General features: G+C 65.3%; 21 protein-coding genes. 11 read left to right on the top strand and 10 right to left on the bottom strand.

The genetic code is table 11. From position 1 onward, the window contains the following. Positions 1-26 precede the first annotated feature (26 nt). From dapA to OK351_RS14570, 3 genes are all read left to right on the top strand, one after another. A complete protein-coding gene (dapA, locus tag OK351_RS14580) occupies positions 27-971 on the top strand; it encodes a 4-hydroxy-tetrahydrodipicolinate synthase (protein WP_265160348.1) in 945 nt (314 codons plus the stop codon). Beyond that, positions 968-2,182, top strand: coding sequence for a DUF1624 domain-containing protein (locus OK351_RS14575; protein WP_265160346.1), 1,215 nt, complete (start codon positions 968-970; stop codon positions 2,180-2,182). Before dapA ends, OK351_RS14575 begins: the two co-directional genes overlap by 4 nt. 172 nt (positions 2,183-2,354) lie before the next feature. Then, a complete protein-coding gene (locus OK351_RS14570) occupies positions 2,355-2,534 on the top strand; it encodes a hypothetical protein (RefSeq protein WP_265160343.1) in 180 nt (59 codons plus the stop codon). Here OK351_RS14570 and OK351_RS14565 read toward each other — a convergent pair. Further along, on the bottom strand, positions 2,531-3,781 hold the full coding sequence (locus tag OK351_RS14565; protein WP_265160341.1) for a DNA recombination protein RmuC: 1,251 nt from the start codon (positions 3,779-3,781) through the stop codon (positions 2,531-2,533). The genes OK351_RS14570 and OK351_RS14565 overlap by 4 nt on opposite strands. An 86-nt stretch (positions 3,782-3,867) precedes the next feature. Between OK351_RS14565 and OK351_RS14560 the strand changes: the two genes are divergently transcribed. Further along, positions 3,868-4,476: a pyroglutamyl-peptidase I gene (locus OK351_RS14560; protein ID WP_265160339.1), complete on the top strand. Its 609-nt coding sequence runs from the start codon at positions 3,868-3,870 to the stop codon at positions 4,474-4,476. A gap of 58 nt (positions 4,477-4,534) precedes the next feature. Beyond that, a complete protein-coding gene (locus OK351_RS14555; protein ID WP_265160337.1) occupies positions 4,535-5,197 on the top strand; it encodes a membrane protein YczE in 663 nt (220 codons plus the stop codon). Here OK351_RS14555 and OK351_RS14550 read toward each other — a convergent pair. Further along, positions 5,194-5,643, bottom strand: coding sequence for a hypothetical protein (locus OK351_RS14550; RefSeq protein WP_265160334.1), 450 nt, complete (start codon positions 5,641-5,643; stop codon positions 5,194-5,196). The genes OK351_RS14555 and OK351_RS14550 overlap by 4 nt on opposite strands. Positions 5,644-5,729: 86 nt before the next feature. Between OK351_RS14550 and OK351_RS14545 the strand changes: the two genes are divergently transcribed. Together OK351_RS14545 and OK351_RS14540 are read left to right on the top strand one after the other, a co-directional pair. Beyond that, positions 5,730-7,727, top strand: a complete 1,998-nt coding sequence (locus OK351_RS14545) for a vWA domain-containing protein (protein ID WP_265160331.1) — start codon at positions 5,730-5,732, stop codon at positions 7,725-7,727. Beyond that, positions 7,724-9,001, top strand: coding sequence for a hypothetical protein (locus OK351_RS14540; RefSeq protein WP_265160327.1), 1,278 nt, complete (start codon positions 7,724-7,726; stop codon positions 8,999-9,001). Before OK351_RS14545 ends, OK351_RS14540 begins: the two co-directional genes overlap by 4 nt. On the opposite strand, the gene OK351_RS14535 is transcribed toward OK351_RS14540, so the two are convergent. Beyond that, positions 8,998-10,356, bottom strand: a complete 1,359-nt coding sequence (locus OK351_RS14535) for a serine/threonine-protein kinase (protein ID WP_265160325.1) — start codon at positions 10,354-10,356, stop codon at positions 8,998-9,000. The two genes, OK351_RS14540 and OK351_RS14535, sit on opposite strands and share 4 nt — an antisense overlap. 111 nt (positions 10,357-10,467) lie before the next feature. Here OK351_RS14535 and OK351_RS14530 point away from each other — a divergent pair, with 111 nt between their 5' ends. After that, positions 10,468-11,070 carry a hypothetical protein gene (locus OK351_RS14530; protein WP_265160323.1) on the top strand — a complete coding sequence of 201 codons (603 nt, stop codon included), beginning with the start codon at positions 10,468-10,470 and terminating at the stop codon, positions 11,068-11,070. Here OK351_RS14530 and OK351_RS14525 read toward each other — a convergent pair. Together OK351_RS14525 and serS are read right to left on the bottom strand one after the other, a co-directional pair. Beyond that, on the bottom strand, positions 11,067-11,897 hold the full coding sequence (locus tag OK351_RS14525) for an HAD family hydrolase (protein ID WP_265160320.1): 831 nt from the start codon (positions 11,895-11,897) through the stop codon (positions 11,067-11,069). The genes OK351_RS14530 and OK351_RS14525 overlap by 4 nt on opposite strands. A 127-nt stretch (positions 11,898-12,024) precedes the next feature. After that, positions 12,025-13,302, bottom strand: coding sequence for a serine--tRNA ligase (gene serS / locus OK351_RS14520; protein WP_265160317.1), 1,278 nt, complete (start codon positions 13,300-13,302; stop codon positions 12,025-12,027). A 38-nt stretch (positions 13,303-13,340) separates the two neighbouring features. Here serS and OK351_RS14515 point away from each other — a divergent pair, with 38 nt between their 5' ends. Further along, complete coding sequence (locus OK351_RS14515; protein WP_265160315.1) at positions 13,341-14,384, top strand: diacylglycerol/lipid kinase family protein; 1,044 nt, start codon at positions 13,341-13,343, stop codon at positions 14,382-14,384. Here OK351_RS14515 and pheA read toward each other — a convergent pair. Both pheA and OK351_RS14505 read right to left on the bottom strand, forming a co-directional pair. Further along, positions 14,381-15,304, bottom strand: coding sequence for a prephenate dehydratase (pheA, locus tag OK351_RS14510; RefSeq protein WP_265160312.1), 924 nt, complete (start codon positions 15,302-15,304; stop codon positions 14,381-14,383). The two genes, OK351_RS14515 and pheA, sit on opposite strands and share 4 nt — an antisense overlap. Then, positions 15,301-15,627 (bottom strand): rhodanese-like domain-containing protein, encoded by a 327-nt coding sequence (locus tag OK351_RS14505; RefSeq protein WP_265160309.1) that lies wholly within the window; start codon positions 15,625-15,627, stop codon positions 15,301-15,303. The genes pheA and OK351_RS14505 overlap by 4 nt, the downstream gene beginning before the upstream one ends. 182 nt (positions 15,628-15,809) lie before the next feature. Between OK351_RS14505 and OK351_RS14500 the strand changes: the two genes are divergently transcribed. Both OK351_RS14500 and OK351_RS14495 read left to right on the top strand, forming a co-directional pair. Beyond that, on the top strand, positions 15,810-17,228 hold the full coding sequence (locus OK351_RS14500) for an amidase (RefSeq protein WP_265160307.1): 1,419 nt from the start codon (positions 15,810-15,812) through the stop codon (positions 17,226-17,228). Between the two features lie 79 nt (positions 17,229-17,307). After that, entirely contained in the window at positions 17,308-18,765 is a 1,458-nt protein-coding gene (locus OK351_RS14495) for a peptide MFS transporter (RefSeq protein WP_265160305.1), read from the top strand. A 65-nt stretch (positions 18,766-18,830) separates the two neighbouring features. On the opposite strand, the gene OK351_RS14490 is transcribed toward OK351_RS14495, so the two are convergent. From OK351_RS14490 to OK351_RS14480, 3 genes are all read right to left on the bottom strand, one after another. Beyond that, on the bottom strand, positions 18,831-19,043 hold the full coding sequence (locus tag OK351_RS14490) for a helix-turn-helix domain-containing protein (RefSeq protein ID WP_265160304.1): 213 nt from the start codon (positions 19,041-19,043) through the stop codon (positions 18,831-18,833). A 2-nt stretch (positions 19,044-19,045) separates the two neighbouring features. Then, a complete protein-coding gene (locus tag OK351_RS14485) occupies positions 19,046-19,804 on the bottom strand; it encodes a hypothetical protein (protein ID WP_265160302.1) in 759 nt (252 codons plus the stop codon). A gap of 100 nt (positions 19,805-19,904) precedes the next feature. Next, complete coding sequence (locus OK351_RS14480) at positions 19,905-20,231, bottom strand: DUF4190 domain-containing protein (protein ID WP_265160300.1); 327 nt, start codon at positions 20,229-20,231, stop codon at positions 19,905-19,907. Positions 20,232-20,240: the final 9 nt, after the last annotated feature.

The raw sequence follows: 20,240 nt of genomic DNA, 5'->3' as shown, positions 1-20,240 counted from the left end.
TCCCTTCTGATATCGGGAGAAGCATCATGAATGCCAAGAACCAACAAATTGAACAAACCGCCAACCATTTCGGGCGTGTGCTCACCGCCATGGTCACGCCCTTCGACATTTCCGAATCGGTCGATCTGCCCGAGGTGGCTCGCCTGGCCACCCGCTTGACCGCCCCCGGATGGAATGACGGTGTCGTGGTCAACGGCACCACCGGGGAGTCGATTTCCACCGACGAAACCGAAAAAGCCGGGATCGTGGCCGCCGCCCGCCGCGCCCTGGACGGAACCGGCCGGACCGTGATCGCCGGGGTCGGTGCCGCGGACACCGCCAGCAGCATCCGCATGGCGCAGGCCGCGGCAACCGCCGGGGCCGACGGCCTGCTGGTGGTCGCCCCCTACTATTCGCGTCCCACGCAGCAAGGCCTGGTCAAGCATTTCCTGTCCATTGCCGAGAGCACCGAGTTGCCGGTGATGCTCTACGACATCCCGGGACGCACCGGGGTGGCGATCGAGCCGGACACCCTGATCCAGCTGGCCGCCCATCCACGGATCGTGGCGTTGAAGGACGCCAAGGGGGATCTGGAAGCCAGCTCCCTGGTGCTGCGGGAGACTGACCTCGCCCTGTACTCGGGCGATGACGCGTTGAACCTGCCGTGGCTGTCCCTGGGCGCCGTGGGCTTCGTTTCGGTGGTCGGGCATGTGGTGGGTGACCGGCTGCGGGAACTGCTGGACCTCTATTCTGCTGGACGAAATGCCGAGGCACGGGCGATGCACGAACAGTTGCTGCCGATCTACTCCGGCATGTTCCGCGCGCCGGCGGCCGCTTCGGTCAAGTCCGCCCTGGCCAGCCTGGGCCACCTGGACTCCTCGTTGCGTTCGCCGATGGTCCAACTGGGGGCCGAACAGGCCCGGGAACTACGGGCCGATTTGGCAGGCCTCGGGTTGCTGCCGGAATCCCACGTCGAATTGCTGGCACGGTGAAGGCCGCGACCGGTTCGGCAGTGAACCTGCCGCTGCGCGCACATCGGCGCTCCCGGATTGCGGGCATCGATGCCGCGCGCGGGCTGGCCCTGTTGGGCATGATCGCCATCCACGTCATGCCCCAGGCCACCGAGGACCTTGAGCCCACGCTCATCTGGCGGATCGCCGCCGGCACCTCCGCGGCCTTGTTCGCCTTCCTGGCCGGGGTCGGCCTGGCCCTGGGATCCAGGACGGCACGGCACAGTACCGTCGAATTGGCCGGAGCACGGGCGGCGCTGGCCGCCCGCGCCGGGCTGATCCTGACCCTTGGCATGGTGCTGGCCTTGATTGATATCCCGGCCAACATCATCCTGGCCTACTACGGGGTCATGTTCCTGTTGGCTGTCCCGCTGCTGGGATTCGGGGCCCGGGCCCTGTCCTTTCTCGCGCTGGGATTCGCCACCGTGGGCGCTGTCTTCAGCTGGTTGATCTCCGACTCGCTGCCCGGCCTGGGATCCTATGATCCGTCGCTGTCCACGCTGTTCTCCGATCCGGGCGCAACCCTGAGTGCGCTGCTGGTCACCGGCGTGTATCCGGCAATCCCCTGGATGGCCTACCTGTGCGCCGGCATGGCCGTCGGCAAACTGGACCTGCGTACCCTGGATTGCCAGTTGCGGCTGGGGATCACCGGCGCCGTGCTATGGCTAGGATCCTGGGCCACTTCGGCCCTGTTGCTCGGGCCGTTGGGAGGCAAGGATGCCCTGGTGCATTCGACCCGGCATTGGCTGTACCCCGGGGAGGTCGACGAGATCCTGGTCTTCGGCCCGATGGAGGATGTACCCATGGATTCGGGATGGTGGCAGGTCACGCTTGCACCGCATTCGACTACGGTCTTCGACCTGATCCACACCCTGGGTATCGCCCTGCTGGTGTTGGCGGCCATGCTCATCCTGGGCCAACGCTGGGGCTGGTTCTTCCGGCCGCTGTGCATCATCGGCTCGATGACGCTGACCCTGTACTCGGCCCACCTGTTGTTCCTGGCCACCGGCTTGGGCACCAATCACCCGGTGGCCTCGTTCTGGATCCAGATCGGCGCGGCACTGCTGTTGGCCCTCCTTTGGAGGAATATCTCCGGGTTCCGGCAGGGACCCATTGAGCTGCTGACCTCACGGATCAGTAGCGCGGCACGCATCAAGACACTCTCCCGCCGCACCGATTCGGTGGGCGGATAGCAACAAGGTTTCCCCCCTGGAAAGGTGAAGGCCGTACTGGTCCGCGATGGACCGGTACGGCCTTTGTTCCGTCCGGGGGCCGGCTTCCGTTCGCCATGAGATGCAGCACAGGTTGCCCTCGACGGGTCTGGTCAATTGCTTCTGGTGTCCCCGGTACGCGATACTCAATGCCGTGAACACTGCACGAGACCTCGCCGGCCGGGCGCTCTACGAGAGCCGCCTGAAGCACCTGACCGGGCTGATGATGCCCGGCGCCCCGGACTGGACGGAGCTGAGCGAGGATGACCGGGAGCGTTGGCGTGTGAACGCCGAGCATGAGGCCGCCAAGGCCGCCCGGAACCCGAAGGACTAGCCAACGGCTTCGGGGCGCACCGATTCAAGCAGATCGCCCGGTGTCACCTCGATGTTCTGCACATCACGCAGTTTGCGTTCCACCGCCCGGGTTCGGGTGCCTGCCTCGTTGACGGTATTCTGCGCGGCGGAAAGCTGTTTGCCCAGCTTGTCCCAGACATCGCCGTACTTGCGGAATTCCTGCTTCGCCGCGGCCAGCACCTGCCAGACCTCGGAGCTGCGCTGCTCGATGGCCAGGGTGCGGAAACCCATCTGCAGCGAATTCAGAAGGCTCATCAAGGTCGTCGGCCCGGTAACCAAAACCCGGTGTTCGGCCTGCAACCGACTGGCCAGTCCGGGACGGCGTACGACTTCGGCGAAGAGCCCTTCGGTGGGCAGGTACATGATCGCAAAATCGGTGGTGTGCGGCGGGGCGATGTACTTGCCGGCGATCAGCTTCGCCTGCTCGGTAATTGCCCGCTCCAGACCGCGCTGGGCCTTGTCGGTCTCCTGCTTGTCCCCGGATTCCTGGGCGTCAAGCAGGCGTTCGTAGTCCTCTTGCGGGAACTTGGAGTCGATCGGCAGGTAGATCGTTCCGGCTTCGCGCCCCGGTAGCACCACGGCGAACTCCACGCGTTCGCGGCTCGAGGGTACGACCGCCACGTTTTCCTGGTACTGCTCCGCGGTCAGGATGTCCTCCAACTGGCGTGCCAGCTGGACTTCTCCCCAGCTTCCGCGGCTTTTCACGTTGGTCAATACGCGTTTGAGACCACCGACGTCCTGGGCCAGTGTCTGCATTTCACCCAGCCCCTGCTGCACCATTTCCAACCGTTTGCTGACCAGTTCGAAGGACTCGCCCAGGCGTTTTTCCAGGGTGCCCTGCAGTTTCTCGTCCACGGTCTCGCGCATCTTTTCAAGCTTCGCTTCGTTGCCGGCACGCAGCTTGTCCATTTCCTCGCGTAGCAGCGTCTGCAACTGCAGGTGGCGAGCCGAATTCGAATCGGTGAGTCTGCCCAGTTTCTCGTCCAAGGTGGTACGGACCCCGTCGAGTTTGCGTTCGTTGTCCTGGCGCACTTCGTTCAGCACCTGGCGCAGTTCCGAGCGCTGGGCCACTAGATCCTGGCGCAATTCACCGTGTGTGGAACGCACCGCGTCAACGATCCCCTGTTGGTCCGTTTCCTGCCCGTCGGTGCGGCGAACGACCAGCAGGGCAAGAAATGCCGTTCCAAGAATATTCAGGATCACCAGTATGAACACGGTGATGAGCACAAGAATCGACCTCCAGGGCGTGGGCAGCTAGCAACACCTATAGTCATAGCAGCCGCCCCCGACAGTTTGCCGTCATAATGGATGCCATGCATATTCTGGTCACCGGTTTCGAACCCTTCGGGCAAGACAGCATCAACGCCAGCGCCCAGGTTTTGGAACGGTTGCCCTCCCGGCTGGCCGGGCACCGGATCAGCACCGCAATCCTGCCGGTATCCTTTAGCAGGACCGGCCCCGCACTTGAGGCGGCACTGGTCCAGCACCGTCCGGATGCGTTGATTTGCCTGGGGGAAGCCGGCGGACGCACCCGGATCACCCCGGAACTGTGGGCCTACAACCTGGATAAGGCGCGGATCGCCGACAATGACGGGCAGCGACCCGATTCAACCCCGATCGCAACCGATGGTCCCGAGAGGGTTCGTGCAACGCTGGACCCGGAGCCGATGCTCCAGGCGCTGCACGAGATCGGGCTGCCAGCGGCACTATCCCGGGATCCGGGACGTTTCCTGTGCAACCATACGGCCTACCGTGCCTACCGGTCGGCCGTGCCTGCGCTGTTCATCCACCTGCCGGCGGTGCGCGACGCAGGGCAGATGGCCCTGGTGGGTGCGGAAACCGACCAGGCCGCCCCGGTAGCCACCTCACTGGATTTCACGCGGCTGTCACAGGGTATCGAGGTGTGTCTGGGCACATTGTGACCCGGTGCAACTCCGGCTTTTGGGCGGCGCGCGCTGGCGGGCCTAACCTGAAGGGACCATGAGCCTGACAAATCTTTCCCCACTCCAGCAATTGCGTGCCGGTCGGCTGACCTTGCGCCTGGTGTCGTTGATCGTGGGTCTGCTGTTTTTCGCCCTGGCCATGGCCCTGATGATCCGCGCCCAATTGGGAGTGGATCCCTGGAACGTGTTGCATCTGGGCATCGCCAACCATGTGCCCCTGTCCCTGGGGACCATTGCCATTCTCACCGGGGCGTTGGTGCTGGTGTCATGGATTCCGCTGAAGCAGTGGCCGGGGCTGGGTACCGTGGCCAATGTGCTGGTCATCGGCCTGGGGCTGGACCTGTTCCTGGCAATCATCCCGCCCATCAGCGGACTGGGCTGGCAGATCACCGCGTTCCTGTTGGGTGTGGTCATCAACGGGATCGGTGGCGCCATGTACATCGGCAGCCACTTCGGCGCCGGCCCGCGCGACGGGCTGATGACCGGACTGCATCTGAATACCGGCCTGTCGATCCGGCTGATCCGCACCGGCATCGAGCTCACGGTATTGGCCATCGGCTGGCTGCTGGGTGGACCGGTGGGTCTGGGAACGGTGGCCTACGCGCTGCTGATCGGCCCATCGATCCAGTTCTTCATGCGTTTTATGATCATCAGGCTCCCCGAACCGGCCCCCGCTGCCGAACCGGAGACCTGCCGCTAGCCCCGATCGTGGCCGGCGGTCTCATCCAGCAGCCGCGCCAGCGGCACCGCACCCAGCTCCCGCGCCCGATCGGCCATCTGGCGTAGCACCGACAGGTCGGCGAGGCCGCGCAGGTAATCCACCGATACCTGCCGGGCATTGCCCTCGCGCGGCTCCACCGCGGACTGGGTGGCCGTCGCCGGGTCGGCCGACTCCACTTCACGCAGCACCGCTTCCCGATCCGCCTCCGTGGCCCGGGCTTCCAGCATGACCAGGCGCCCATAGACCGCGGGGTTGCCGATCTTGATCCGCCGGCCACCGATCAACTGTGAGAGCATCGGGGCGCTGATCCCCAGCACCTTGGCCAGGGAACGCTGGGATAGCGCGTAACTTTGCATCACGGAGCCGAAACGCTCGGCCAAAGTCGTGCCGTAGATCGCCCGTTGCTGTTCGATGGTGTTATCCATGTACCAAGCTTCGCATGGGTATTTGCAAATGCAAACATTTCCGATATATTTGCATCTGCAAACATCCATTACGGAAGGAACGACCGATGCCTCGCTACCTGACCCGGATAGTGGCACTGTTGGCCACCGGGCTGCTGGCCGTCAGCGGCCTGGGTGCCGCACATGCCGATGAAGCGCCCGCTGCCGAGCTCCAACCCGTCATGGTTGTCATGGACTATTCCAGTTCGATGCTTGAAACGGATGCCGATGATGCCGGCACCAGCCGCATCGATGCCGCCAAGACGGCAACCAAGCACCTGATCAACAACGCCCCCCAGGACGCCTCCATGGGATTGGTGGTCTATGGTTCGCGAACCCCGCAGAAATGCGATGACATCCTCACGGTGCAGAAGCCCGGACCGGTGGACAAGCAGGGTTTGTCGGCCAAACTCGATGACCTCAAGGCCGTAGGGGAAACCCCGATCGGTGCCTCGCTGCTGCATGCGGCCAAGGAGCTGGAGGGCATCGAGGGGGCCAAGTCCATCATCCTGGTCTCCGATGGCGAGGAGAACTGCTCCCAGCCGCCGGCCTGCGAGGCGGCCGAGGAACTGGCCGGACAGGGCATCGACCTGACCGTGCATACCATCGGCTTCAAGGTCAATTCCAAGGCCCGGGCGCAGCTGGAATGCATTGCCAAGGCCACCGGCGGAAGCTATGTCACCGCCGATGATGCCGAGGCGCTGCAGGAGGAACTGACCATCCGCACGCTACGCGCCTTCCAGGGGTACGCCGCCAGCGGCACCCCGATCGAGGGAAGCACCCAGATGCACCAGGCCCCGGCCATGGTCCCCGGACAATACCTGGACACCCTGGAAAAGGGCGAGACACGCAGCTGGAGCAGCAAGGACGGCACCACCAAGTACTACAAGATCGGTCCGCTTTCCCCCGGCGAGCGCGCCCACCTGTCGGCCACGATGATCCCCGACCAGTCGCAGATGCGTACCGGACCGGCCATCGACCATGGCCGGGTGAGCGTGGCACTGGTCAATGGCCAGGGTCGAGAGTGCAGTGTGGGACGCAGCGAGATGACCAACACCACCCAGCTCGGACGGCCGATGAGCGGCTACGTGCACAACCCCGAGTACCGCCAGGATTCCTCCAGCGGGTGTTTCGCCGATGGCACCGGTGAGCTGTTTGCCAAGGTGACCCGCGACGGCGACCTGCAAAAGGACACCCCGATGGATGTCGAGTTGCGCTACGTGCTGGAACCGGCGGTGGACCCCATCCTGCTCGGTGCCGCGGCCTCCGGTCGTGACAATCCGCAATCGGTGGCCGTGACCGGCAGTGCCGAACCGGTGTCTGGGGGTTCGAGTTTCAACGACGCGCTGGCGGTCGAATCCGGGAAGATCTACGCCGACTCGGCCCTGACCAACGAGGCCCGCTACTACAAGGTGCATGTGGGCAACGGCCAGAAGCTCAATGTGCGGGCCACCGGGGGCAACAACACCGAGGCGGGAACCAACGAGGTCCGCTTGCGGGTCTACTCCGCGGTCCGCGACCAGGTGGACATGCTCGGGCAAACGCAGCTCTCCCGCCACCGCCCGGAGGACACCGTGACACTGAATATGGCCACCGCGGTGGACCAGTCCAACCGCGACGGCGGGGTCGGTTCGGATGCCTACCTGGCCGGTGACTACTATGTGGTGGTGCATTCGACGACCTGGTCGCTGGAGACCAACGGGGTTCCCTTCGACTACGAGCTGGCCTTCGAGGTGACCGGCACCGAACAACCCTTCGCCGGGGCAGCCCCGGTTTTCGAAGCCGAGCCGGCCGGCGGGCAGCAGCAGGAACCCGCAGTCGACCCGACCGAGCCGGGCGCCGGGGACGATCCCGATTCCGGAGCCGTGCAGGATGCCACGGATGAGCAGGAGCTCGCGGTCGGCCCCGCCAGCGACAGCAGCCGGGCACTATGGCCCTGGTTCACCGCCGGGCTGGTGGGCACCGCCGCCCTGTTGGGCATCGGCGGTTTCCTGATGCGCCACCGTGCCACCGCCAGGACGGAAACCCCCGCCCAGGACCACACCCAGCCAGGAGGACGGCCATGAAGAAGACAACCTGGGGTATCTGCCTTGGCGCATGCCTGGCACTGACCTCACTGGTGGTCCCGGCACACGCCGCCGGTGACTCCTCCGAATCCAGCGACTCGGTGATCCTGCGGCACCAGAGCGTGGGTGAGCAGGCCGCAGGCAGCCAGGACCTGGGCGGTGCACCGCAGCTGGAGGCCGGCGCCTGGCAGGATCTGCTGCCGGTGACCGGGGAGGACTCGGCCCGCTACTACAGGTTGCCGGCCGTCCAGGAGGGTGAGAACATCAATGTCAGCGCCCAGTTGATCATCGACCCGATGAACCAGCCCAGCAGCCGCGAAAACATCAAGTTCGCCGGCGAGCTGGTGACCGGTGACGGCCGGCGCTGTGCCTCCACCGGCACTGCCACGGTCTCCCGCGACTGGTTCGACCGGCTGGCCCTGGCCAGACTGGACACCGGGGCCAAACGCAGCGACGGCTACACCGGTTGCCTGGCCCAGGGCAATGACGAGGTCTACCTGAAACTCGAGCGCACCGGCACCTGGCAGGCCGACACCGGGATCCCGGTGGAGCTACGGGTCATCGTGGAACCGGCCGTGGATCCCACCACGCTCTCCGGCCAGATCCCTACCACGCTACCTCCGGCCAATGTCACCCTCTCCGGAGCAGCCGAACCGATCAGCGGCGGCAGCGGGTTCAGCAATGCCACCGAACTGGCCGGGGAGTCGATCCATGCCGATTCCGTGCTTCCCTTCGAGATCAAGTACTACAAGGTGCACCTGGCCGAGGGCCAGCGGCTGAACTACCGGCTGACCATGGGCGACTCCCGGGACGCCAGCGCCAACCGGCTGGTCACCCGCACCTACAGCCCGCTGTTGGCCGGCAATGTGGTGGAACGCGATAGCGCGGAGTTATCCCGCGAGGATGTCGGCGCCTCGGTCACCCGCAGCACCCTGAGCGAGGTTTCCCGTGATCTGGTGGATTCCGCGGGCCAGCTGTCCGGGTTACGCACCCCGGGTTACTACTACATCACCGTGGTCGGTGCCGCCCGGGACCCGCGTGGGCTGAATCCGCTGGAGTACGAGCTCGCGGTCCAGGTCACCGGCGAGGCTGGCGGCGGCGGGGCCTGGGAACCGGCCCTGGATACGGGAACCGGTGGCGGCGGGGTCTTGGGCACGGCTACCGGCGGCTGGTGGCCAACGGCCGCACAGTTCGGTGCCCTGCTGGGAGGGGCCGCGGTGGCCCTGGCGGGGTTTGCCGGGCTGTGGCTGCTGCGCCGGCGCAGGCGGACCTAGTCCGCTTCCTGCCAGCGGTGGGCGGCACCCTCGGGCATGCATACCAGGGTGAGGCCGTCGGCGCCGTCCACGGTTAACCCCTCCTCCAGTGCGGTACACTCCTGGCCACGGCGGGCTGTGGAGCTGATCCCCACCTCCAGTGCGGTGCTGGTGGCGCTGTGGGCGGCTGTGGTGGCCGGGGCCGCGGGTTGCTGCGATTCGGTTCCGTCCGGCCGGTCCGTTGCCCGGGTTGTTTCGGCATCCGGTGCCTGCGGGGTCCCGGTGGCCTGCGGGGCAGGGTTCGCGGCATCGGATGCCCCCTGGTCGGTGTCCTGGCCGTAAACCAGCCACAGCGACACCGCCCCCAACAGCAGCGCCACCAGCAGGAAGACCCACGGCTGCCATGGCGGCCGTCCCTTCGGCCCCGGGGACGTGTCCTGCGGCGCGGAACGCTGCGCCGGGGCCGGCGGCCTGGTCTCTGCCCGGGTCGACGCCTCGGGTTCGGCTTCGGGATCGGATGGATGCAGGCCGTCATCGGCGAAGTGGTCGAACACCTCGAAGACCTCCCCGGAGGCGACCCGGTAGCCCTGCCTGTTGCGCAAGGGGTGCAGTTGTTCCAGGGCCCGGCCGGCGGTGTCCTCGCGGACCCCCGGGTCGGTGTCGAGCAGCCCGGCCAATACCGGGCCCAGCGGCGCGGAAGGCAGGTCATGGTGCGATGTTGCCAGTTCGGTGCAACGCCGGCGCAACGACTCCCCGCGCAGCGTGGGATCGAGCAACTGCACCGCAAGGGCACCCAGCGCGTAGAGGTCCTGGGCGGCGTCGGGCTCCTTGCCGGCACGTTGCTCAGGGGCCAGGAACCCCTCGGTACCCACCGTGAGGCCCACTTCGGTCAGCCGCGGGGCATCCTGGTGGGTGGCGATACCGAAATCGGTCAGGCGGACCTTCGGCACCCGGGCAGCGGTCGTTTCCAGCAGCACATTGGCGGGTTTCACATCCCGGTGCACCCAGCCCGAGGCGTGCACATGGCCCAACCCGTCCAACAACTGGGCCAGGATCTCGGCCACCAGTTCGGGCGAAAACGCCCCGTAGTCCTGCATGGCGGTATGCAGGTTCCCCCCTCGCATCAGCTGCGAAGCGATGAGCACCCGGTCATCCACCGCGGCCCACCCGTAGGGGGTCAGCAGGTACGGGTGGTCGAATTTGACGCCTTGTTCGCGCACGAAACGCAGGATCTCGCCGCTGTAGCTCTGCTTCATGACCTTGGCCGCGCAGCGACTGGAGCGCTGAAGGTCGCGGGCCAGCCATACCGACCCGGATCCGCCCTCGGCGATGTGTTCGATCAGCTCGAACCGCCCGGCTATGACCTCTGCTGCCATGCGCTCTCCTTAGCTTCCTCCAGATACCAGCCTAGGACACGCGCCCCCGGTACCACGGTCATATCCGGCCAAACACAGGACAAAGCAGGTGCAACAGGCAATACTTAAGCCATGTTTGTCGTTGCGCTCAGCCCCAGGCCCCGCTCGGTGACCGACGTGGCTGCCGCCAGTGAGGCGTTGTGGCGGCAACTTGAACAGGTGGGCACCCATGCGCCCTTTACCGCGCTGTCCGGCCGCCTGCTGCTCGGGGTACCCAGCGACGCCCCGGCGGCCGTGGACGCGATCCTGCGCACCGCCCGGTTGAACTTCTGCAATATCGGACTGGGCATCGGCCCGCTCTACGAACCCGTCCCCGAGGACGCCGACCTGGTCGATGGACGCGCGGTTCGCCGGGCATTGGGCGCGTTGGACGCGGCCGGGCACCGCGGGGAGCGTGTTCCGATCTGTGTCTCGGGCCCCGATGAGCAGCTGGACACCGGTATCGAGGGACTGCTGCGGCTACTGGGGCAGTCCATCCGCACCCGCAGCGAGGCGGAATGGGCGGTGGTGGATCTGATGATCCCGGGGGTGCGTGGCCAGCAGCGGGCCATCGCCGAGGCCCTGGACATCACCCCGCAGGCGGTATCCGCGGCGATCGTGCGCTCCGGCTTCAACGACGAATACGACGCCCGCGCCGGGATCGCCCGGCTGCTTGAGTTGGCCGACCAGTCCTAGCTATCCAGCACGCCCTGCAGCACGGCCACCAGACCGTCCTCGTCCACCGAGGTGGTCACCGTATCGGCCGCGGCCTTGACCTCGTCCGGGGCCTGGCCCATGGCCACACCGGTTCCGGCCCACTGCAGCATCTCGATGTCGTTTCGCCCATCCCCCACGGCCAACGTGGCCGCTGAGTCGAACCCCAGGGTGCCGCGCAGGCGTTCGAGCCCGCTGGCCTTGGTGGTGCCTTCCGCGGCGATATCCAGCCATGCGGTCCATCCCACCGAATAGGTCACCCCGGATAGACCCAGGCCGTGGACGGCTTGTCCGAACTCCTCGGCGGTCGCGTCCGTGGAGAACACCACCACGCGCACCGCCTTGCTGTTGACCAGTTCGTCGAATCCGACGACGCGGGCCGGGGCACCGAAACTGGCATCGCTGAAATCGTCGCTGGAGAGGAACTCGCCCTGTTCGTTCTCCAACGCATATTTGGCATGGGGCATGGTGCGCCACAGCGTGGCCAGGACCAGCGAGGGGTCGAATACCTCACGGTGGATCACTTCCACCTCTGTGCCGGCGATCTTGGCGATCACCCCACCGTTGCAGGCCACCACGTAGCCGCGGTCGATACCCAGCTCGCGGGCCACCGGCAGGGTCGCGCCCAGCGACCGGCCGGTGGAGACCACGACCTCGTGCCCTGCGGCCACCACGTCACGGGCGGTGTGCCGGACCGGCTGGCTCATTTCGCCCCGGTGATTCACGATCGTGCCGTCAACGTCTAGGCACACCATTAATTTTCCATTGGTCAACCGGTCCTCGTTGCCGGTCTTCGTCATAACAGTCATGGAACCAGTGAACCATCTTGTACCCAAATTGGCGATGACCCGGGGCACACCGGTGATGAACAGCCGGTTAAATGACCGGGAACCGGTGGTTGTCCACCGGTTCCCGGGTACGGGCGGGCCAGCCTGCCTAGGACAGGACTTCCAGTCCACCGAGGTAGGGCTGCAGCGCCTTGGGCACGTTCACGGTACCATCGGGGTTCTGGTGGTTCTCCAGGATGGCGACCAGCCAGCGGGTGGTGGCCAGGGTGCCGTTCAGGGTGGCCACCGCACGGGTCTTGCCGGCCTTGCCGTCCACGATTTCGCGTTCGCGGATGTTCAGGCGGCGGGCCTGGAAGGTGGTGCAGTTCGAGGTCGAGGTCAGCTCGCGGTAGGTCTGCTGCGTCGGCACCCAGGCCTCGCAGTCGAACTTGCGCGCGGCGCTCATGCCCAGGTCGCCGGCTGCGGTGTCGATGACCCGGTAGGACAGCTCCATCTTGGCCAGCATTTCCTCTTCCCACGCCAGCAGGCGGGCGTGTTCGGCCTCCGCCTGCTCGATGGTGGTGTAGACGAACATTTCCAGCTTGTTGAACTGGTGCACACGGATGATGCCGCGGGTATCCTTGCCCGCGGCCCCGGCTTCGCGGCGGTAGCAGGAGGACCAGCCGGCGTACCGCACCGGGCCGTCGGACAGGTTCATGATCTCATTGGCGTGGTAGCCGGCCAGGGCCACCTCGGAGGTACCCACCAGGTACAGGTCATCGCGTTCGAGCTTGTAGATCTCGTCATCGTGTTCCACATCGAAACCGGTACCCTGCATGATCTCCGGGCGCACCAGGGTCGGGGTCATCATCGGGATGAAGCCGTAGGAGACGGCCTGGTCCAGTGCCATGTTCATCATGGCCAGTTCCAGGCGGGCACCGATGCCCTTCAGGAAGTAGAAGCGCGAACCGGAGACCTTGGCGCCACGCTCCATGTCAATGGCACCCAGCTTCTCGGCAATCTGCAGGTGGTCCAGCGGCTCGAAGCCCTCGGCGGCGAAATCGCGCGGGGTTCCCACGGTCTTGATCACCGAGAAGTCCTCTTCACCGCCGGCCGGGATCCCCTCGATGATCAGGTTCGGGAATGACCGCTGCAGCCTCTGGCAGGCCTCGGCGGCCTCGTCCGCGGCCGCCTGCGCCACCTTGACGCGGGCGGCAAGGTCCTTGACCTCCGCCAGCAGCGCGGCGCGCTCCTCGCCCTTGGCTTGGCCGACCTTCTTGGAGAATACGTTCTGTTCGGAACGCAGCGATTCGAAGGCGGCGATGGTTTCACGGCGCGCCACATCGGCTTCCAGCAGTGCATCAACGAGGGATTCGTCGGCGCCGCGGGCACGTTGGGATGCGCGGTATGGATCCGGATTATCGGTGAGCATTTTCAGGTCGATCACACCATAAGCCTAGCAACCCTGAGTACGATGTAGTCACTATGCATAAAAACCGCGTGATCCTCGCCTCGCTGGCAGGCGGTGCCGGAGTCGCAGCAATTCTAAGCTGGATCTCGGTCCGCCGGCTGTCCGAACCGAGCAGCCCCTTGATCCGCAAGCCCGAAGCGGTCGAGCAGACCGCGGCGAAAAAAGTCGCCTTGATCATCAACCCCTCCAAGTCACAGGGTGATCAGGCGCATGCCGCGGTGCAACGGGTCTGCGAGGAAGCCGGACTGGAGGCGCCCCTGTTGCTGGAAACCAGCCTCACCGATGCCGGCCAGGCGATGGCCCAACGGGCGCTGGATGAGGGCTATGACACGGTTCTCGCTGCGGGAGGGGACGGGACGGTGCGCGCGGTCGCCGAAAGACTCGAGGGAACCGACGCAACATTGGGGATCCTGCCGCTGGGTACCGGGAACCTGTTGGCCCGCAATCTGGAGATCCCGATCGATGACCTGCAGACCGCCGCCCTCCTGGCGGTGCGCGGCGAGGTGCGTCGGATCGATGTGGGGCACCTGAAGCTGCAGCACCTGAACGGGACCGTGGCGGACCACGCCTTCCTGGTGATCGCCGGGGTCGGCACCGATGCGGACCTGTTCGACGACACCGACGAGAAGCTGAAGAAGAAGGTGGGGTGGCTGGCCTATTCGGAAGCGGGTCTGCGCCAGTTGCCCGGCCGCCGCAAAAAGGTCTCCTTCCAGCTTTCCGAGGGAAACTGGCAAACCCGTCGGGTGCGTTCGGTGCTCTTTGCCAATTGCGGCAAGTTGCAGGGCCTGGATTTCGTGCCGGATGCCAAGCTCGATGACGGGCTGCTGGATGCCGTGGTGCTCTCCCCGCGGTCCGCGGCCGGTTGGGTATGGATCTTCCTGAAGACCGCCTTCCGGGCCAGGAACAAGATCCCGGTGATCTCCTACTACAAGACCAAGAAACTCTCATTGCGCTGCACCGAACCCATGAACACGCAGATCGACGGGGATCCGACGGGCATGGTCAACAACCTCGAGGTATCGGTCAGCCCGTCGGCCCTGCGCATCCGGACTGCCTAGAGCCGGTTGAGCAGCTCGGCAACCCATTCGCGGGCCTGCACAAAGGCCTCGTTGGAATTATGCGAGTCGATGGTGGGAGTGATCCCCTCGGCGGCATTGTAGGAACCGAGGAACTTCAGGTCCGGGCACAAGCGGTGCAGGCCGGTCAACGCCGCAGCCACCCGCTCCTCGGCCAGGTGGCCATCGATGTCCACGGAGAAGAAATAGCTACCCAGCCCCTGGCCGGTGGGCCGGGACTCGATGCGCGAGAGGTTCACCCCGCGGGCGGCGAACTGTTCCAGTAGCGCCATCAGCGCACCGGGACGGTCCTCGGGCAACGGGACGATCAGCGTGGACTTGTCCACACCGGTGGGTGCCGGAAGCGGGCCCGGCCGGGTGACCAGGAAGAATCTGGTGACCGCACCGACATTGTCCTCGATCCCCTCAACCAGCACCTTCAGGTTGCGTTCGTGCGCCACCAGGGGCGAACAGATCGCGGCCTCATGGTGTTGTTCCGGGTCCTGCAGGCCCAACGCCCCGGCCGCCGTGGATGAGGCCTGGATGAATTCCGCCCCGGGAATATTCGCATGGGCCCAGCCCCGGCATTGCGCCCAGGCATGGCCATGGGTGGAGACCTTGGTGATCTGGTCCAAGGTCTCGATCCCGTCCCTGACAGCCAGGACGAAACTGATCGGGATCAGCACCTCGCGCACAATCTGCAGGTGGTCGACCCGGGCGATCGCGTCCAGTGTGGCCGAAACACCACCCTCGACGGAATTCTCGATCGGCACCATGGCCCCGTCAACCGAACCGTCCAGCACCATCGCCAGGGCCTCGTCCACATTGGCTGCCGGAACCCGTTCGGCGTCATCCGCCCCCGGCACCTGCAGCAGCGCCGCTTCGGTGAAGGTCCCCGCCGGGCCGAGATACGCGTATCTCATCGGACGGTTGGCTCCTGGCCGTTCTCCGCTTCCATGGGCAGCTTGCCTTCCAGCCAGGCATCAGTACCCCCGGCCACATTGAAGGCCGAAAAACCCATTCCGGTCAGCCAGGCCGCGGCCTGTGCCGAACGTCCACCGGTACGGCAAATGACATAGGTGTCGGTATCCATGTCCAGTTCCTCGAAACGCTCGGGAAGCAGGCCCAGCGGAATATGCACCGCACCGGCGGCGTGCCCCTCCACCCACTCAAAATCCTCGCGCACATCCAGGATCAGCGCGCCCTCGGGCACCTCGGTGACGGCAACGGTTTCGAAGTCACTCATGATTGGCGTTCCTTTCGCATAGGGTGTTGATCCCCAGCCTAATTAATATCGCGGCCGAAAGCAGACACCGCGCGCCTTCGAAACGATACCGGTCGCGCGGGCCGCCAACCCAGTAGGTCCGGCCCACGATTGCTACGATGTTGTTTTGATCTCCCGGCTGCGCCGGAGACCATACGGTCAAGATGTCTGGAGGTGTCGCTATCGCTGGTGACCCGGGGCCCCGTGCTCCCATTGACTCGATCAACGCGGCGAAAATGCCCTCGGCCCTGACTTTGCGTAACCAGTTGGCCGCCGGTGAGATCTCCAGCCGCGAGGTCACCGAGCATTTCCTGCGCCAAAGCGAGCAGTTCACCTCGCTCGGGGCCTTCACATATCTCTCCGAGCGGGCATTGGAGGCCGCCGCCCTGGCCGACCGACGGTTCTCCCGCGGGGATATCGGGCGTTTGCACGGTATGCCCACCGCCTTCAAGGACCTGAACGAGGTGGCGGGGATGCCCACCACCTATGGTTCGGCCGCGGTCAAGCACGTCACCGCGGTCCGTGACCACCCGATGGTGGCCCGGTTGCGGGCCGACGGGGTCATTTTCACCGGCAAGACCCAGGTCCCCGAGTTCGGGTTGAGCAGCTATTCGGAGAACCTGATCGCGCCACCGTCCCGGAACCCGCTGAATCCCGCCTTGTCCTCCGGTGGCTCCTCGGGCGGCCAGGCCGCGGCGGTTGCCGCGGGCATGATTCCCTTCGGTCCGGGAAGCGACGGCGGCGGGTCGGTGCGGATCCCTGCCGCCGCCTGCGGCCTGGTGGGCCTGAAACCGTCATTGGGCCGGGTTCCGGCCGATGTGCAGGATGGCTACTTCGACTCCAACGGGGCACCGAAGTTCACCGTATCCGGGCCGATTGCCCGGGATGCCACGGATGCGGCACTGTTGCTGGATGCGATGACCGGCGCCGATCGCTATCTGCCGATGCTCCAGGACGGGCCGGTGGATGCCTTGCGCGGGCTGCGCATCGGCTACAGCACCAGTTCCCCGTTCGAGTCCGTGTACGACATCAGCTTGGGCAGCGCGGCCCGCGAGGCGTTCGACACCGGATTGCGTCTGCTGGAGCCCCGTCACCGTCTTGCCGAAGCGAGATTGAACTATGCCCAGGACTACCCGGAAACCTTCCTGACCATCTGGACCCAGGGGCTTGCACACCTGAATCTGGTCGACGAGAAGCAGCTGGGCACCCTGGCTACGGGCTTCCGCCGCCGTGCCAAACTGCGCAGCGAGGCCACCGTCTTGACCGCGGTGGCGCGGATCAAGCAGATCGCGGCTGATTTCATTTCGCAGTGGTCCGCCTTCGACGTGGTGGTGACCCCGGCCATGGCCCATACCCCGCCGGAGATCGGCTACTACACCAGTCATGGTGCCGAGACCGATTACCGTCTGCAATGCCAATACACCCCCTACACCTCAATGGTGAATGTTGCAGGCTGCGCGGCGATCACCGTCCCGGTGTCGACATCGACGGACGGGATGCCGATGAGCATCCAGCTCATTTCACCCCACGGGGACGAGGGCAAGTTGCTCATTTTGGCACATCAGCTGCTGACCGGAGCCTAGAATCCTGTGACCCACCAAACCATGTGAAATCCCTCTCAGAAGTAGGCATCAAAGTCAACAGAGGCGGAGAATATTACGCATGTCTACTGTTACCCCGAGTACCCAGAAAGCTGGAAGGACCTTTTTTGGTCATCCCGGTGCTCTAGCCAATCTCTTCAGTGTCGAGATGTGGGAGCGTTTCTCCTTCTACGGCATGCAGGCACTGCTGGCCTACTACATGTACCACTCGGTCACCGAAGGTGGCCTGGGCATGGACCAGGGCTTGGCCCTCTCACTGGTTGGCGCCTATGGTGGCGCGGTCTACCTGAGCACCATCCTCGGCGCTTGGATCGCCGACCGCTTGTGGGGCTCGGAACGGGTCCTGTTCGTTTCCGCGGTAGTCATCATGGCCGGTCACCTGGCCCTGGCCTTCCTGCCAGGCTTCCTCGGGTTGGCTATCGGCCTGGTATTGGTGGCCGTGGGTTCCGGTGGCCTGAAGGCGAACGCCACCGCCCTGGTCGGCTCGCTGTACTCCAGGGAGGATCCGAAGGCCGATGCCGGGTTCTCGATCTTCTACATGGGCGTGAACATCGGCGGTCTGCTCGGCCCGCTGCTCACCGGCCTGTTGCATAAGCAGTACGGCTTCCATGTCGGTTTCGGTGCGGCGGCCATCGGCATGGCCCTGGGTCTGGGCATCTACATGTTCGGTCGCAAGAACCTGCCCGCGTCGGTACGCACCGTCGCCAACCCGCTGCCCGCCACCGAACGCAAACGGTACGTACTTGTCTTCGCCGGTGTCATCCTGGCCGTCGTCCTGGCCTTCTCGCTGAAAATCGTCACTCCGGCCAACCTCGCCTCGACCATCGCCTATGTGGTGATCGCCGCCTCGGTGCTCTACTTCGTGCTGATCCTGCGCAGCCCCCGGGTCACTGCCCCCGAACGCAAGCACGTATATGCGTTCATTCCGTTCTACATCGCCTCGGCCGCGTTTTGGGCCCTGTTCCAGCAGCAGTTCACCTTCATTGCCGCGTACTCGGACGCCCGGCTGGACCGCCACCTGTTCGGGTGGGATATGCCGGCGAGCTGGGTCCAGTCCATCAACCCGGTGTTCATCGTCCTGCTGGCCGGTGTCTTCGCCGCCCTGTGGACCAAGCTGGGCACCCGCCAGCCACGCACCAGCGTCAAGTTCGGATTGTCCCTGATCGTGGTGGGCATCGCCTTCCTGTGCTTCATCCCGCTGGACTCGCTGGCCAAGACCCCGCTACTGGCCATGGTCGGCATCCTGCTGCTATGCACCATCGCCGAGTTGCTGCTGTCCCCGATCGGCCAGGCCGTGACCACCAAACTGGCACCGGCCGCTTTCGGTACCCAGATGATCGCCTTGTTCTTCCTGTCGGTCTCACTGGGCACCACGCTGTCCGGTGTGTTGGCCGGCTATTACACCGAGGGCAATGAGATCCCGTATTTCATCGCCATGGGCGGCACCGCCGTCGTGCTGGGCGTGGCCATGGTGGCTGCGACTCCGGCCCTGAAGAAGCTGATGGGTTCGGTGCACTAGCCGTCCCGGGCCCTCGCAAGGAGGCCGGACCGCACGGGAACACCGTGGCGGTCCGGCCTTTTTCGTCATGGCCGCAGGACCAGCAGGTCGCCGATCTCGCATTCCAGTGCGGCGCAGATCGCGGTGAGGGTGGAAAAGCGGATGGCCTTGGCCCGGTTGTTCTTCAATACCGACAGGTTCACCACGCTCACATCCACCAATTCGCTCAGTTGGACCAGGGTCAGTCCGCGCTGCTCCAGCAGTTCCCCCAACCGGCAGCGCACGTTCCCGACTTCCACCCCTAGACCAGCCCGTCGGTGTCGTCCTGCAATTGGCGGTGCGCATCGTCCAGCGCCACCCCCGCACCCACCAGCTCAACCACCACCATGATCCCCAGGGCCATGAAGAACGGCCCGAAGTCGACACTGACGAACAACGTGGGAATCGGCCATGGTGCCGCCAGCTCGCCGGCCAGCCCTTCGGCGGCCCAACCGGTGACGGCCAAGGATTCTTGGCCGGCGCGGCTCACGGCAAGGCCATGGATGACCTGCCCGGCCAGGCTACCCAGGATAACGATCGCCGCGGTAATCCGGCCGGTGCGTCGCAGGCTCTGGCTGAAGGGTCGTGCGGCCCGCAGGCCGTTGCACAGGACGATGACGGCGATCACGACCGAGAGCACCGCCGCTCCCTGCAGTAGCGAACCGGTGGCCAGCAGAATCCGCGTGGTCAGCGACAGGACACTGCTGGTGATATGAACTTCGGTGATTTCATTGTGTACGGCATCCCCGCGGTCCGGCTGCACATCGGTGATATTCGGATGCTCGGGCCAGTACGGCTGGACAGGCACGGTGACTTCCACACCTTCGCCAGCCAAACTGCCAACCACCGCCCAGATATTGGCGATACCCAGCAATACCACCGCGACGATGGCCACGAATCTGGTGAAGCCAACCACTGATCCCGCTGGCCCCGCTGGTTTCCTGATATTTAACACCAACGCACCCACTGCGGCCACCGCCAGACCCGTGGCCAGAAAAATGACCAGAACCCCGTACACCATGGCAAACCAATCGATAGTCGTTATTAACGATAATCGATACGGTATGCCGCCAGTGGCATGAGGTCAACAGCCCGCCGCGGTCGGCGGTACCGGGTGCGGGTTAGGCGAACCCGCAGTCGGTGACCTCGTAGAACTCCCCGAAGATCGAGAACGAGGCGTAGATGGCCCAGATAATCAGGGCAAGGGCCACCACCGAGAGGAGCAGGCTGATCCAGGAGAGGATCAGGCCGGCCAATGCCATGCCCTGCCCGGTCCGTTCCCGCGCGTAGCCGTAGTGGCCGACGATCACCCCGGCCAGCGGAACGATCATGGTGACCCACAGCCCGAGGATCGACAGGATGCCCAGCACCAGCGCGGCGATCGACATGCCGCGTGGTTCGGGACGCTGCGGGTAGGGGTTCTGCGCTTGGTACGGGAAGTATGTCATCGTCTCCAT

Source organism: Glutamicibacter sp. MNS18, assembly GCF_026107515.2.
Taxonomy (GTDB): domain Bacteria; phylum Actinomycetota; class Actinomycetes; order Actinomycetales; family Micrococcaceae; genus Glutamicibacter.
This window is presented reverse-complemented; position numbering and strand designations above follow the sequence as displayed.